The sequence below is a fragment of the Pseudomonas sp. Yb2C2 genome (genome assembly GCF_052112325.1).
In the GTDB taxonomy this organism is placed as follows: Bacteria; Pseudomonadota; Gammaproteobacteria; order Pseudomonadales; family Pseudomonadaceae; genus Aquipseudomonas; species Aquipseudomonas marginalis.
On record NZ_JAVAJK010000034.1, the window covers coordinates 39,045 to 51,514 of the forward strand.

The window sequence follows — 12,470 nt, forward strand, 5'->3', positions numbered from 1 at the left end:
TAAGCTGAGCCCCTGTCGAGTATGTTTGCCTGGGATACCGCGTGAAATTCAGCCTGCCGAAAATCGCTACCGCTCCATTCTGCCCGCCGGAAGTGGCCGGCTCCGTTGCCGTTGACCCCAAGGCGTCCTTCTTCAAGCGCATCCTGATGTTCGCCGGCCCCGGCCTGCTGATCTCCATCGGCTACATGGACCCAGGCAACTGGGCCACGGCCATCGAAGCCGGGTCGCGCTACGGCTACAGCCTGTTGTTCGTGGTATTGCTCGCCAGCCTGGCGGGGATGGCGGTGCAGTGCCTGTGCTCGCGGTTGGGTATCGCTACCGGCAAGGACTTGGCGCAACTGTGCCGTGAGCGCTACAGCAAACGCTCCGCACGCACCCAGTGGGTGCTGGCGGAAATCTCCATCATCGCCACCGACCTCGCCGAAGTACTCGGCTGCGCCCTGGCGTTTCACCTGCTGCTGGGCGTTTCCCTGACCACCGGTATTGTCATCACCGCCTTCGATACGCTGTTGGTCCTGGCCCTGCAAAACCGTGGTTTTCGCCGCCTGGAGGCGATCATGCTGGCGCTGGTGGCGACCATCGGCGTGTGTTTCTTCATTGAGCTGGTGCTGATCAAACCGTATTGGCCGGATGTGTTCAGTGGCTTCACCCCATCCCTGTCGGCCATCAGCGATGCCGCGCCGTTGTACCTGGCCATCGGTATTCTCGGCGCCACGGTGATGCCCCATAACCTCTACCTGCACAGCTCGATCGTGCAAACCCGCCTGATCGGCAAAGACCTCGCCAGCAAACAGGACGCGGTCAAGCTGGCCCGGATCGACACCATTGGCTCCCTGGCCCTGGCACTGCTGGTCAACGCCGCGATCCTGATACTCGCCGCCTCCGCCTTCTACAAGACGGGGCACACTGAGGTGGTGGAGATCCAGGACGCCTACCGCTTGCTCGACCCGCTGGTGGGCGGCGCCTTTGCCAGCATCCTGTTCGGCATCGCCTTGCTGGCGTCCGGGCAAAGCTCGACCTTTACCGGCACCATCGCCGGGCAAGTGATCATGGAGGGCTACCTCAACCTGCGCATTCCCTGCTGGCAACGCCGCCTGATCACCCGTGGGCTGGCGCTGATCCCGGCGTTTCTCGGGGTGTGGTTGATGGGCGACCAGGCCATTGGCAAGCTGCTGATCCTCAGCCAGGTGGTGCTCAGCCTGCAGTTGCCGTTTGCGTTGTACCCGTTGATCCGCATGACCGGCGACAAGCAGCTGATGGGGCCGTTCGTCAATCGCCTGCACACTCGGGTGTTGGCGTGGTTTCTGTTTGCGCTGATCAGTGGCGCCAATGCGTGGTTGATTGGGCAGTGGGTGTTCTGAGTTCCAGGCCGTGGGTGCGGGCTATACCAGGATTGCCAAGGATGTGTACTGGGCAATCTGCGTATCGGCGGTCAATAGTCTCATCGGTTCACTGATGGCTGTCGCTACGATAAGCCGATCAAAAGGGTCTTTGTGATGAGGCTCAAGATCCTTGACGGCAATCGCGTGTTCCGAGGTGATGGGCAGTTCGACGAAACCGCTTTCAAGGCAGTATTCCCGGATTTCGTCCAGGTCTGCATCGAGTTTTCCAAGGCCGACCTTGATCGCCATTTCCCAGAAGGTTGCCGCGCTGACGTAGATCTCTGCGGCATTCTCGATCAGTCGTCGGGCTTTGCTGGATAGCTTCGGGTCGTCAGTCAGTGCCCAGAGCAGAACATGGGTATCCAGCAGCACCCTCATGGATGGCTGCCCTCAAACGCATCCAGCAGATCGGCTGGCAGGGGCGCATCAAAGTCCTCGGGGACAACGAGCTTTCCTTTCATCGCGCCAATTCGCTGACCTTTGGATTTCCCCACGGGGACGAGTTGCGCCATCGCACGTCCATGCTTGGCAATGGTGATAATTTTGCCGGCGGCGGCGTCATCCACCAGTTTTGACAGGTTATTCTTTGCTTCGCCCAAGGGTACGGTAATCATGAGGTGCTCCGCGTATTTTGGCCAAATATAGCCAAAACTGGGTGAGCTATCCAAGACGAGCCGACCGCTGGTTGCCGCCACACGTTCAGCGCGCGACGGCTTTGGGTACATGAAAACCATGGCATCTCTCCAAAAAGACATCGCCAAAGTCTGCCCCAATGCACCCGGTTCAAAATAGAGTGGCCCGTTAAATCAGACCGAGCCTACTTTTACTACTCGGAAAATTCCTCAACCGCTCATCGATCCCAATACGGCACCGTCCCAAAACACTCCACAAAATAATCGATCACCGTGCGCACCTTCAGGGACAGTCGTCGGCTCCCCGGCCACAGCGCAGCGATCTGCTGCGGCTCCAGCGTGGTCGCCACTTCATATTCCGTCAGTACCGCTTGCAGGGTGCCAGCACGCAGGCCTTCGCCGATCAGCCAGGACGGAAACACCACCAGGCCCAGGCCTTGTTCGGCGGCGTGGGTGAGGGTGTCGGCGTGGTTGCCGGTGATCGGGCCCTTGACGCTGTAGGGTGTCCAGTCGCCCTGGCCTTTGCGGAAGAACCAGCGTTGCTGGCCGGTGATGCCCTTGTAGGCCAGGCACTGGTGATGGAGCAGTTCCTCGGGGTGCTGGGGCGTGCCCTGGCGGGCCAGGTAGGCGGGGCTGGCGGCGAGGCGAAAGCGCTGGGGGGCGAAGATGCGTGCCTGCATGCTGGAGTCGTTGAGCACGCCGATACGGAACAGCAGGTCGGTGCCGTCTTGCAGCGGGTCGACGAAGGTGTCGGTTTGCTGGATGTCCAGTTGCAGCTTCGGGTAGCGCCGGCATAACTCGCCCAGCCACGGTGACAGGTGACGCTGGCCGAACACCATCGGCGCGTTGATGCGCACCAGGCCGCTGGGTTCGCTTTCCTGTTCCTGCAGGGCCTGGCCGGCGGCTTCCAGCTGTTCGAGCATCAAGCGCGCGTGTCGCCCCAGCAGGCGCCCGGCTTCGGTGGGGCTCACCGCGCGGGTGTGGCGGTAGAGCAACTGCTGGCCGAGGGCCTGTTCCATCAGTTGGATCTGCCGGGAGATGGAGGAGGGCGCCAGGCCTTCGCGGCGAGCCACTTCGGAAAAGCTGTCGTGATCCAGCACCGCGACGAACAGGCGCAGCGCCTTGAAACTCAATTCATTCAAGCCCTGCATCAGGCCTCCGGGTTGTGCGTAGTGCGCAAAGGTGTTGTCGGCATACTCCCATTTATCGCACAGGCAGGCCACCGGATAATGCGCGCCATGTTTCCTTTATTGACGCGCAGGTGATGTATGCAGGCCAGTTCTATCGAGGGTGTGGCGCAAGCCAGGCCAAAAAACAGCCTTTTACGGTTGCTGTTGTTGCCGCTGGTGATCCTGGCGGGCATGGGCCTGTCGGTGGAGGCCGGGTTGCTCGGGCCATTGGGCGTCCAGGTGGGGCATTTATGGGCAACCTTGAGCATCTTCGGCGTCGGCTCGGCGATTCTGTTTTTGCTGCTGCTGTTCAGCGGCCCGCAGAAGGGCCCGGCGTTGTCCGAGTTGCCGCGCTGGCAACTGATCGGTGGGTTCCTGGGGCCGATGTATGTGGTGGTGCTGACCCTGGCCACGCCGCACATCGGTATTGCCATGACCATGATCGCGATTTTGTCCGGCCAGGTGGGCAAGAGCGTGCTGATCGACCATTTCGGCTGGTTCGGCACCGCACGCAAACGGGTCAATGGCGAGCGCTGGATAGCCCTGGCGTTGATTGTGGCGGCACTTGTTCTGATTGCACGAGGGTAAGGCGATGAATCTGATTCTGTTATTGGTGCTGGTGATTGCTGCCGGTGCGGTGCTGAGTGTGCAGGCGGCAATCAATGGTCGTCTCGGCCAGGCGGTGGGCGTGTTGCGCAGCAGTCTGCTGACGTTCGCAGTGGGCGCGCTCACCACCGCGCTGCTGATTTTCTTCTTCGAACCGGCCCAGGTCCTCAGCCTGCTGGACGTGCCCAAATGGCAACTGACCGGTGCATTGTTCGGCGTGGTGTACATGATGGTGATGGTCGGGGCCGTGCCGGTGGTCGGTACTGCAGTGGCAACCGTGGCCGTGATCACAGGGCAATTGGGCATGGGCATGCTGATCGATAACTTCGGTTGGCTGGGCAACCCGGCTGTCGAACTGTCGAGCAGCCGCATCCTGGCGATGGTGTGTCTGGCTCTGGCCTTGGTGTTCATGTACCGCAGCAATACGCGCACCGACTGATGGTTTGAACCATCGCCGAGGCCTGGCAGTCACTGCTTAAGGTGCCGGCAACCGCCGCACCGGACGACCATGAAGAAGGAGTCTGGCCATGCCTGATCAAACCTGTGCCTGCCCACATTGCAAGTGTGTGCTGGGCGTCGATGCGGTAATGAAGGACGGTAAGGGCTATTGCTGCCAGGGCTGCGCCGAGCACCATGCCCATGGCGAGCCTTGTGCGGCGGCGACGGGGTGCGAGTGCGCCAAGTCGGCTAAAGGCTGAATACGTTCGCAGGGAGCCTGAATAGCGGGCTCCCTGCGTATCGATTACTGGGGTTCCAGCTCCAGGCGCAGGCTGTGGTCGGACAAGCGCCGGCTGTCTTTTACCACGCCGCTGGTTCGTCGACCTTCGAGGGCCAGCACCAGGGTCTGCGCATCATGCAAATCGTCCGGCAGCGGCTGGAACACCTTCAGCACCAGCCAGCCGGGCTTATGCTGCACGCTCACCTGGCACTCGACATGCTTGGCCAATGGCCCGAACAACGTGTCCCGGGTGTAATCGATGCGCGCCTTGCCGTTGATTGAATCCATGCTCATTTCTCCTTGATCAAGCCTGGGCGCGCGCATCCGAGCGGCGCCATTGAACGTTTTTTATGCCGAATTTCTCGGCCTGTTCCTGGCTGGTTTTCTTCACCCGCTCGCGGGCGAAACGGCCGATACGGCCCACGCCGGCGTCACAGCTTGCCCAATGCCAGGCCTCCAAGGTATCCAGCTTTTCCAGACGAATAATGAATGACTTGGCTTCCTCATGAAGGGTGTAGTCGATCACAAACAGTTTTGCGTTATTCATTGGCCCCTCAACCCTGGTGGTGTAAGCAAGTGATCGCCCTCGGCAGCAAAAATTCACTCGGATTGTCCGGCGGTGGTCATTACCATGGCGGCTGACTCCCGATAGATGTGCTCCCCATGGCCCTGGCCGCACCCCCCGACCTCAGTGATCACGCCGTCCCCGTGCAACCCTTGGCGCGCACCTACCCGCGTGGCCTGTACGTGGAGCCCCATCGCCACGACTGGGGCCAATTGCTCTATGCCATGAGCGGCGTGATGTGGGTCGAGACGCCTCGTGAAGCCCTGGTGGTACCGCCCCAGCGCGCGGTCTGGCTGCCGCCGGGCGTGGAGCACGGCATCCGGGTGGTGTCGGATTTGCAGATGCGCAATATCTACTTGCGTCCGGCCTTGGCGGCGACATTGGACAGCCAGGTGCAAGTGATTGAAGTCGGTGGGCTGCTGCGTGAGTTGATCGTCACGCTGGTGGAACAGGGCGACAGCGGTGACGAGGGATATTACGCCGCCTTGGTCGGCCTGGCCCTGCTGGAGTTGCAACGGGCACGCCGCTCGCAGATCCGTATCGCCATGCCGGTGGAGGCCGATCGCCGGCTGATCAGCGCGTGCCAGGCGGTCATGGCGGCGCCGTCCCTGGAGATTCCTTTCGAGCAGCATGCGGAAGCGGCAGGTGCCAGCGTGCGCACCTTGGCGCGACTGTTCCAGCACCACCTGGGCATGGGCTTTGCCGAATGGCGCCGCCAGGTGCAATTGGCCACGGCGGTGGCCGAGCTGATCCAGGGCCAGTCGGTCAGTGCTGTCGCGCGTTCCCTGGGCTATTCGCCGAGCAGTTTCAGCGACATGTTCCGGCGTGAACTGGGGATGGCGCCTTCCCAGTACGTGAGTTGGCCGAAATCCTGAAGCCCTTGGCCGATGCTGCCGGGATGGGCTCCCTACACTAAGCCCATCAACCCAACAGGCGTCGCCCCCATGAGTTACCTGATCTCCCTTGCCATTGGCCTCTTTGTCGGCGTGATCTACGGCGCGCTGGACTTCCGTTCGCCCGCACCGCCTGCCATTGCGCTGGTGGGCCTGATGGGCATGCTGCTCGGCGAAAAACTCTGGCCCATGGGCCGGCAGTTGGTCAGCGGTTGGTTGTCCTGATTCCTTTTCTCCCTTCGATGGATACTGGCAATGAAAGCACTGCAATTTTCCACCACTGGCGACCTTGCCGCCCTGAGCTTCGTCGACGTCGCGACGCCGGTGCCGGCCGCCGATCAAGTGCTGGTACGGATCAAGGCGGCGGGCCTCAACCCCAGCGACGTGAAGAACGTACTCGGGCGTTTCCCCTACACCACCGTGCCGCGCATACCTGGCCGCGACTTCGCCGGCGTGGTGGTGCAAGGTCCGCAGGCGCTGGTGGGGCAGGAGGTCTGGGGCACCGGTCGCGACCTGGGCTTTTTCGCCGACGGTTCCCACGCCCAATACCTCACCGTGTCGGCCAAAGGCGTGGCGCACAAACCTGCCCACCTGAGTTTTGCCCAGGCCGCCAGCCTGGGTGTGCCCTACACCACGGCCTGGGATGCGCTGCAGCGCAGTGGCGTGGACAAAGGCACGTGCTTGCTGGTGATCGGCGCCAATGGGGCGGTGGGCAGCGCGGCATTAGCCTTGGGGAGGGTCCTGGGTGCGCAGGTGTTGGCAGCGGTGCGCAAGGCTGATCAGGTCGAGGTATTGCAGGGGCAAGGGTTCGACGCGATTGCGTTGGGCAAGCCCGAGGCGCTGGGCGCGCAGGTCAATGCGGTGTTCAAGGGCGGCGCCGATGTGATCTTCGACACCACCGGTTTCTGGCTGCCGGCGGCCGTGGCAGGCCTGGCGCCGTTCGGTCGCATCGCGATCATTGCCGCGCCGGTGGACGGTCACGTACAACTGCCGGCCCTGGCCCTGTATCGCAAGGGCGGCTCGGTGGTGGGGATCAATTCATTGCTCTACAACTGTGAGCAGTGCGCGGTGATGCTGGAGCAGTTCGGACGTTTTTTCGACGAAGGCTTGTTGCCGCTGCCCACCGGCCTGCGCGAGGTGGCGCTGGTCGATGGGGTGCAATGCTATGGGGAGGTGAACCAAGGCAGCGCGGACAAAATCATCTTCCTGCCTTGACACTTTTTGAGCGGCACTAGGCTTCTGGAACGCCTTTTTTCCAGGCCGACCAGTTGTTGAGGATCGCCTGTACCAGCGGGTTCCCCGTGCGGTACAGGTTTTCCAGCGCCGGTACGAACCCGCCCTGGTCGGCGTATTTGAGCAGGTTGTCGACTTCGCTGTAGCCGGGGTATGGGCGGTCGAAGTCCGAACCGGCACGTACGACGGCCAGGCGCTGGATGTCCACCAACCCCTCGCGGCTGGCGCGCAGCAAGGCTTCGTACGTGGAGTTGTCTTCCTGTTGGGTGGTGCAGTACTCGCCTTTGTTATCCGTGAGCAACTTGGTCCACACCTCGGCGCGTTCGCTCAGGCGCGTACCGGAGAACCAGGTATTGCCCGCCAGGGTGTCGCAGCGGGTGACTTGCGGCGGCTGGTTGGCGGGCGCGGCGGGGTAGTGTTTGCGCCAGGCGGCGGACTCTTTGCTTTCCGTAAGTTCGACTGTGTGCGACAGGGCGAACGCCTTGGCCTGCAGCTTGGGGTTCAGTTCAAACACTTCGGTCTTGTAGTCCAGCGGCGGCTTTTCGTTGGGCCCCTTGGTGTTGATACCAAGGTAGCCGGTCGGCCAATCCTTGGGCGCATCCCGCGAATCCAGCTCCCACTGGGTGCCGAACTCCACCAGGTAGTGGGCCCAGGCGGCAGTGCCGATGGTGCCGTGTTTCGGGCTGATCCCGGCAATCCCGGCGATCAGGAAATAGCTCTGGCGCAGGTCGAACTTGGGCGACAACGCCAGGGCCAGGGTGGACGCGGCGGCGTTGGTCTGGCCCATGCCGGTCACCAGCAGGCACACGTCCCGGGTGTTGCAGCGGATCACCGGGTATTCGGCGGACAGGCCCGGCACGGGCACTTCCTGCTTGAGTTCCAGGCGGTCGATCCAGGTTTGCGCCTCGGGGGCGAACATGGTGATCAGCATCACCTTGGGCTTGATGGGGGCAGCAGAATCAGCCAGCACTACATGGGGCAGCAGGGCAAGGCCGACGGCCAGCGAAAGACGGGTAAATGTATTCATCTAATACTCCTTGATCAGAATTGGTAGCCCACGCCGGCGTAATAACCCCAGCCGTCGGAGCGGGCGCGGAAGTTACCCTCGCCGAAGTTCAACTCACTGCCATCTTCCCAGTTGCCGCCGTTATGAAAATAACGACCGACCAGGGTGAAGCGCAGGTGGGTGAAGGAATACAGCAGCACGTTGGTTGCCACCAGGGCGTTGGCGGTGCGCGCCGGGTTGTCCTTGTGCAGGTCCGAGCCGAAATCGTAGTTGGTGAAACCGATATAGGTCAGCGACGCACCGTTGTCGAACTTGCCGATGGGCACGATGTATTTCATCTGCGCGCGGTAGCCATCCCAGGAATACTCATTGCTGGCGCCGTAGTTTTCCCACTGGTAACGCCCGTAGAAGTTCGCCGACAAGTTGACTCGCGAATGGGTGTCGATGTCCGTACCGAGGCCGCTGTACAGGGTGTTGGCGCGGTTGGCCTTATTGCTGCCGTGGTCGTAGATCCAGTCGAACGCCACATACCATTCCTTGAACGGGCCGATGGCCAGGCTGCGTCCGGCCAGGTAGTCGATGGAGATACGCGGCTCGTGCTCCATGAAGACCGGCGAGCCATGGTCCCACGCGCCTTTGTCGTTACTGTTGCCGATGCCGAGGATCTTCGGCACGTCGATGTAGCCGTACAACTCGAAGGGCCCCTTGCGGCCGAAGTACTCGTATTCCAGGTAGACATCATTCTGGGGCTTGGGGCCGAAGCTGATGTCTTTACTGCCGATCAGTGTCAGATCCTGGTTGAACCATTCCGACAGATAGACGCCTTTTTTCGCCGGGCTGGCCTCAGGGCTCAGGGTTTCGCCCTGTGCTGAGTCATCCACGGATTTTTCCTGCGCCAAAATGGGCGCGCTGAGTACTCCCGTTACGGCGGCCAGTAGAAAGGAAACACCAAAGCAGGCACGGGGCTTTGAGGTGGGGTGCATTGAAAGTCCCTATTCGTACGCGGTTTGAACCCGATTCATCGGGTCGTGGTGAACTTGGCGGTCAAGTTCGTACCGCAAACGGTTGCACAGGCTGTACCAACTTTGCTTAATGGATTGAATGTCATGGAAAAAAGCCGAATTACTCGACCTTTTGATCAGAAATGACTGGGTGTCATTTTCTCGATGGGGTTGAACAGGTGTATCGGCGGTTCGCGGCGATATTCACTGGGCGTCTGGTGCATCTCGATCCGAAAGTGCCGGTTGAAGTTGGACAGGTTGGCGTAGCCCACTTCAAAACAAATATCCGCCACCGACATCTCGCTTTGCAGCAATAACCGACAGGCGCGTTGCACGCGGAATTTGCGCATCAGGTCGATAAACCCATGGCCCGTGTTGCGCTTGAAGAAACGTGAGAAGCCCGGTTCGCTCATGTCCAACTGTTGGGCGATGACCGAGAGGCGCACGTCGCCGGTGAGTTCGCGCATCAGGTAGTCGAAGGCCTTGTTGATGCGCTCGGCGCTGCGTGCGTCCAGGGTCGGGGCGTAACAGGGGCTGGCCAGGGCCTTTACCTGCTGCGCCGGAGCGTTTTTCAGGCTGTCGAGCAGTTGCAGGAACAGGGTCAGCCGTTGCAGGCCGTGGGCGTTGCCGATGGCCTCCATCAAGCGTGCGGCCTGCACGGCGGTGTCGCCGCTGAATTCCAGGCCGCGCCGGGCCTGTTCGAACAGCGCGTGCAAGTCGCCGAGTTCCGGCAGGGTGTCGCGCAGGGCGAGGAGGGCGGCGCCGTCGAATTGCAGCACCACGTCACGGCCGGCCAGGTGTTCGCCGGGCGCCAGTTCGCCGATCCAGTCGTGGGGCAGGTCCGGGCCGATCAGCGCCACATGCCCGGCACTGAACGCACCGATATAGTCGCCCGCCACCAACTTGCCGCTGCCCTGGCGAATCAGGTGGATTTCGAATTCGGGGTGGTGGTTCCAGCGCGCCAGATCGTAAGGGTAGTCGTGCTCGAACCAGCGAAAGCAGTGCTGCGGCTCGGGCAGGATCACCTCAAGCTCGGCGGGGCGGTGTTCGAACAGCTTGGCGCGACTGACGGGCATGGTGATGCCTCTTCTATGGGTGCAGTCGCCTCAAAATACGCGGGTGGCACTACCTGCGCTACCCCAGGTTTCGCCCGGCACTGATACTTTTTTGATCCTGAGCCAGCGGTTAAAAAAGTATCAGCCGCGCATGCGCCATGCGTTTGTGAGGGCTAGGCCCAAGCTGCTGTAATCGGCCCTCAACAACAAAAACAACAGGTGGAAACCGCTATGTCCAAGATTCCGCAAGCGTTGTTCCTGCTTTCCGGCCTGGCCTTGGCTTTGCCCAGCCAGGCAGCCGACACCGTGACCATCGCTACTGTCAATAACAGCGACATGATCCGCATGCAACGCCTCTCCAAGGTGTTCGAGCAGCAGCACCCGGACATCCAGCTCAACTGGGTGGTGCTGGAAGAAAACGTGCTGCGCCAGCGCCTCACCACCGATATCGCCACCCAGGGCGGCCAGTTCGATGTGCTCACCATCGGCACCTACGAAACCCCGCTGTGGGGCGCCAAGCGCTGGCTGGAACCACTGACCCAATTGCCGGCCGATTACGACGCCGACGATATCTTCCCCTCGGTGCGCCAGGGCCTGTCGGTCAACGGCACCCTGTATGCCTTGCCGTTCTACGGGGAAAGCACCGTCACCTACTACCGCACCGACCTGTTCAAGCAGGCCGGCCTGAGCATGCCGGCGCACCCGACCTGGACGCAGCTCGGTGAATTCGCCGCCAAGCTCACCGACAAGAACAACGGCCAATACGGCATGTGCCTGCGCGGCAAGGCCGGTTGGGGCGAGAACATCGCGTTGCTGAGCACCATGGCCAACGCCTTCGGTGCGCGTTGGTTCGATGAGCAGTGGAAGCCTGAGTTGACCAGTCCCGAATGGACCGCCGCCGCCAACTTCTACGTCAACACCCTCAAGCAATACGGCCCGCCCGGCGTGTCCAGCAACGGCTTCAACGAAACCCTGGCGTTGTTCAACAGCGGCAAGTGCGCGATCTGGGTCGATGCCAGCGTCGCCGGCTCCTTCACCACCGACAAGAGCCAGAGCAAGGTCGCCGACAGCGTAGGCTTCGCCGCGGCCCCCACCGAAGTCACCGACAAAGGCTCCTCCTGGCTGTACGCCTGGTCGCTGGCCATCCCGGCCACGTCCACGCACAAGGACGCCGCCAAGGCCTTTATCGCCTGGGCCACGTCCAAGGACTACATCCAGTTGGTCGCCGATAAAGAAGGCATCACCAACGTACCGCCTGGCACCCGCCAGTCCACCTATAACGCGTCGTACCTCCAGGCCGCACCGTTTGCCCAGGTGACCCTGGAGATGATGCGGCACGCCGACCCCGCGCACCCGTCGGCCAAACCCGTGCCGTACGTGGGCATCCAGTACGTGACCATCCCCGAGTTCCAGGCCATCGGCACGTCCGTCGGCAAGCTGTTCTCGGCGGCGCTGACGGGCGGCATGTCGGTCGAGCAGGCGTTGCTCCAGGCGCAGTCCACCACCGAGCGCGAAATGAAACGCGCCGGCTATCCCAAATAATGTTCAAAGGACACCTGCCTTATGAAACGACTCGAAGGTAAGAGCGCGCTGATCACCGGATCGGCGCGCGGGATTGGCCGCGCGTTTGCCCAGGCCTATATCGCTGAAGGCGCGACCGTCGCCATCGCCGACATCAACCTGCAACGGGCCCAAGCCACTGCCGCCGAGCTTGGCCCACAGGCCTACGCGGTAGCGATGGACGTCACCGACCAGGCTTCCATCGACAGCGCGATTGCCGCCGTGGTCGCCCAGGTCGGCAAGCTCGACATCCTGGTCAACAACGCGGCGCTGTTCGACCTGGCGCCCATCGTCGATATCACCCGCGACAGCTTTGATCGGCTGTTCTCGATCAACGTCGCCGGCACGCTGTTCACCCTGCAAGCCGCCGCCCGGCAGATGATCCGCCAGGGTCACGGCGGCAAGATCATCAACATGGCCAGCCAGGCCGGGCGGCGTGGCGAGCCGTTGGTGGCGATCTATTGCGCGACCAAGGCGGCAGTGATCAGCCTGACGCAATCGGCGGGGCTCAACCTGATCAAGCAGGGCATCAACGTCAACGCCATTGCCCCGGGCGTGGTGGATGGCGAGCATTGGGACGGGGTGGATGCGTTGTTCGCCAGGCATGAAGGCCTGGCGAACAACGCATCCACCCCGTCCCAATGCTCGCC

At 62.0% G+C, this 12,470-nt stretch carries 17 protein-coding genes; 9 read left to right on the plus strand and 8 right to left on the minus strand.

Translation table 11 applies throughout. The annotated features are described in order from the left end of the window. Positions 1-41: 41 nt before the first annotated feature. Positions 42-1,361, plus strand: a complete 1,320-nt coding sequence (locus Q8X51_RS30050) for an Nramp family divalent metal transporter (protein WP_065924385.1) — start codon at positions 42-44, stop codon at positions 1,359-1,361. A gap of 21 nt (positions 1,362-1,382) precedes the next feature. On the opposite strand, the gene Q8X51_RS30055 is transcribed toward Q8X51_RS30050, so the two are convergent. The 3 genes from Q8X51_RS30055 to Q8X51_RS30065 all read right to left on the minus strand — a co-directional run bounded on the left by Q8X51_RS30055 (position 1,383) and on the right by Q8X51_RS30065 (position 3,165). Further along, a complete protein-coding gene (locus tag Q8X51_RS30055) occupies positions 1,383-1,760 on the minus strand; it encodes a type II toxin-antitoxin system VapC family toxin (protein WP_065924386.1) in 378 nt (125 codons plus the stop codon). Then, positions 1,757-2,116, minus strand: a complete 360-nt coding sequence (locus Q8X51_RS30060) for a type II toxin-antitoxin system Phd/YefM family antitoxin (RefSeq protein WP_235865582.1) — start codon at positions 2,114-2,116, stop codon at positions 1,757-1,759. Before Q8X51_RS30060 ends, Q8X51_RS30055 begins: the two co-directional genes overlap by 4 nt. A gap of 116 nt (positions 2,117-2,232) precedes the next feature. Continuing rightward, the gene (locus tag Q8X51_RS30065; RefSeq protein ID WP_407694796.1) at positions 2,233-3,165 is read right to left on the minus strand and encodes a LysR family transcriptional regulator; all 933 of its coding nucleotides are present in this window, start codon (positions 3,163-3,165) and stop codon (positions 2,233-2,235) included. Positions 3,166-3,282: 117 nt separating this feature from the next. On the opposite strand from Q8X51_RS30065, the gene Q8X51_RS30070 reads away from it, so the two are divergent. From Q8X51_RS30070 to Q8X51_RS30080, 3 genes are all read left to right on the plus strand, one after another. Next, positions 3,283-3,771, plus strand: a complete 489-nt coding sequence (locus Q8X51_RS30070; RefSeq protein ID WP_027607513.1) for a DMT family transporter — start codon at positions 3,283-3,285, stop codon at positions 3,769-3,771. A 4-nt stretch (positions 3,772-3,775) separates the two neighbouring features. Next, positions 3,776-4,228: a DMT family transporter gene (locus Q8X51_RS30075; RefSeq protein ID WP_065924387.1), complete on the plus strand. Its 453-nt coding sequence runs from the start codon at positions 3,776-3,778 to the stop codon at positions 4,226-4,228. 88 nt (positions 4,229-4,316) lie between these two features. Then, on the plus strand, positions 4,317-4,487 hold the full coding sequence (locus Q8X51_RS30080) for a metallothionein (RefSeq protein WP_074846300.1): 171 nt from the start codon (positions 4,317-4,319) through the stop codon (positions 4,485-4,487). A gap of 44 nt (positions 4,488-4,531) precedes the next feature. On the opposite strand, the gene Q8X51_RS30085 is transcribed toward Q8X51_RS30080, so the two are convergent. Beyond that, positions 4,532-4,795 (minus strand): hypothetical protein, encoded by a 264-nt coding sequence (locus Q8X51_RS30085; protein WP_027607511.1) that lies wholly within the window; start codon positions 4,793-4,795, stop codon positions 4,532-4,534. 16 nt (positions 4,796-4,811) lie between these two features. Next, the gene (locus Q8X51_RS30090) at positions 4,812-5,054 is read right to left on the minus strand and encodes a DUF6555 family protein (RefSeq protein WP_065924388.1); all 243 of its coding nucleotides are present in this window, start codon (positions 5,052-5,054) and stop codon (positions 4,812-4,814) included. A 116-nt stretch (positions 5,055-5,170) separates the two neighbouring features. On the opposite strand from Q8X51_RS30090, the gene Q8X51_RS30095 reads away from it, so the two are divergent. From Q8X51_RS30095 to Q8X51_RS30105, 3 genes are all read left to right on the plus strand, one after another. Then, positions 5,171-5,947, plus strand: a complete 777-nt coding sequence (locus tag Q8X51_RS30095; RefSeq protein ID WP_065924389.1) for an AraC family transcriptional regulator — start codon at positions 5,171-5,173, stop codon at positions 5,945-5,947. A gap of 69 nt (positions 5,948-6,016) precedes the next feature. After that, positions 6,017-6,190 (plus strand): DUF1427 family protein, encoded by a 174-nt coding sequence (locus Q8X51_RS30100; protein ID WP_017849167.1) that lies wholly within the window; start codon positions 6,017-6,019, stop codon positions 6,188-6,190. A 30-nt stretch (positions 6,191-6,220) separates the two neighbouring features. Continuing rightward, positions 6,221-7,180 (plus strand): quinone oxidoreductase family protein, encoded by a 960-nt coding sequence (locus Q8X51_RS30105; protein ID WP_065949038.1) that lies wholly within the window; start codon positions 6,221-6,223, stop codon positions 7,178-7,180. Between the two features lie 16 nt (positions 7,181-7,196). Here Q8X51_RS30105 and Q8X51_RS30110 read toward each other — a convergent pair whose 3' ends face one another. The 3 genes from Q8X51_RS30110 to Q8X51_RS30120 all read right to left on the minus strand — a co-directional run bounded on the left by Q8X51_RS30110 (position 7,197) and on the right by Q8X51_RS30120 (position 10,281). Further along, positions 7,197-8,225, minus strand: coding sequence for a purine-nucleoside phosphorylase (locus tag Q8X51_RS30110; RefSeq protein WP_407694795.1), 1,029 nt, complete (start codon positions 8,223-8,225; stop codon positions 7,197-7,199). Positions 8,226-8,239: 14 nt separating this feature from the next. Continuing rightward, positions 8,240-9,187, minus strand: coding sequence for a nucleoside-specific channel-forming protein Tsx (locus tag Q8X51_RS30115; protein WP_407694794.1), 948 nt, complete (start codon positions 9,185-9,187; stop codon positions 8,240-8,242). 155 nt (positions 9,188-9,342) lie between these two features. After that, the gene (locus Q8X51_RS30120) at positions 9,343-10,281 is read right to left on the minus strand and encodes an AraC family transcriptional regulator (protein ID WP_065924393.1); all 939 of its coding nucleotides are present in this window, start codon (positions 10,279-10,281) and stop codon (positions 9,343-9,345) included. A 210-nt stretch (positions 10,282-10,491) separates the two neighbouring features. On the opposite strand from Q8X51_RS30120, the gene Q8X51_RS30125 reads away from it, so the two are divergent. After that, positions 10,492-11,802, plus strand: a complete 1,311-nt coding sequence (locus Q8X51_RS30125; RefSeq protein WP_065924394.1) for an ABC transporter substrate-binding protein — start codon at positions 10,492-10,494, stop codon at positions 11,800-11,802. Between the two features lie 21 nt (positions 11,803-11,823). Continuing rightward, on the plus strand, positions 11,824-12,470 hold a 647-nt coding region (locus Q8X51_RS30130), incomplete at its 3' end, for an SDR family NAD(P)-dependent oxidoreductase (protein ID WP_407694994.1).

Coding starts and splice junctions, on each gene's coding strand:
- Q8X51_RS30055 (WP_065924386.1), bottom strand. CDS start 1,760: ATGAGGGTGCTGCTGGATACCCATGTTCTGCTCTGGGCACTGACTGAC.
- Q8X51_RS30060 (WP_235865582.1), bottom strand. CDS start 2,116: ATGGTTTTCATGTACCCAAAGCCGTCGCGCGCTGAACGTGTGGCGGCA.
- Q8X51_RS30065 (WP_407694796.1), bottom strand. CDS start 3,165: ATGCAGGGCTTGAATGAATTGAGTTTCAAGGCGCTGCGCCTGTTCGTC.
- Q8X51_RS30070 (WP_027607513.1), top strand. CDS start 3,283: ATGCAGGCCAGTTCTATCGAGGGTGTGGCGCAAGCCAGGCCAAAAAAC.
- Q8X51_RS30075 (WP_065924387.1), top strand. CDS start 3,776: ATGAATCTGATTCTGTTATTGGTGCTGGTGATTGCTGCCGGTGCGGTG.
- Q8X51_RS30080 (WP_074846300.1), top strand. CDS start 4,317: ATGCCTGATCAAACCTGTGCCTGCCCACATTGCAAGTGTGTGCTGGGC.
- Q8X51_RS30085 (WP_027607511.1), bottom strand. CDS start 4,795: ATGGATTCAATCAACGGCAAGGCGCGCATCGATTACACCCGGGACACG.
- Q8X51_RS30090 (WP_065924388.1), bottom strand. CDS start 5,054: ATGAATAACGCAAAACTGTTTGTGATCGACTACACCCTTCATGAGGAA.
- Q8X51_RS30095 (WP_065924389.1), top strand. CDS start 5,171: ATGGCCCTGGCCGCACCCCCCGACCTCAGTGATCACGCCGTCCCCGTG.
- Q8X51_RS30100 (WP_017849167.1), top strand. CDS start 6,017: ATGAGTTACCTGATCTCCCTTGCCATTGGCCTCTTTGTCGGCGTGATC.
- Q8X51_RS30105 (WP_065949038.1), top strand. CDS start 6,221: ATGAAAGCACTGCAATTTTCCACCACTGGCGACCTTGCCGCCCTGAGC.
- Q8X51_RS30110 (WP_407694795.1), bottom strand. CDS start 8,225: ATGAATACATTTACCCGTCTTTCGCTGGCCGTCGGCCTTGCCCTGCTG.
- Q8X51_RS30115 (WP_407694794.1), bottom strand. CDS start 9,187: ATGCACCCCACCTCAAAGCCCCGTGCCTGCTTTGGTGTTTCCTTTCTA.
- Q8X51_RS30120 (WP_065924393.1), bottom strand. CDS start 10,281: ATGCCCGTCAGTCGCGCCAAGCTGTTCGAACACCGCCCCGCCGAGCTT.
- Q8X51_RS30125 (WP_065924394.1), top strand. CDS start 10,492: ATGTCCAAGATTCCGCAAGCGTTGTTCCTGCTTTCCGGCCTGGCCTTG.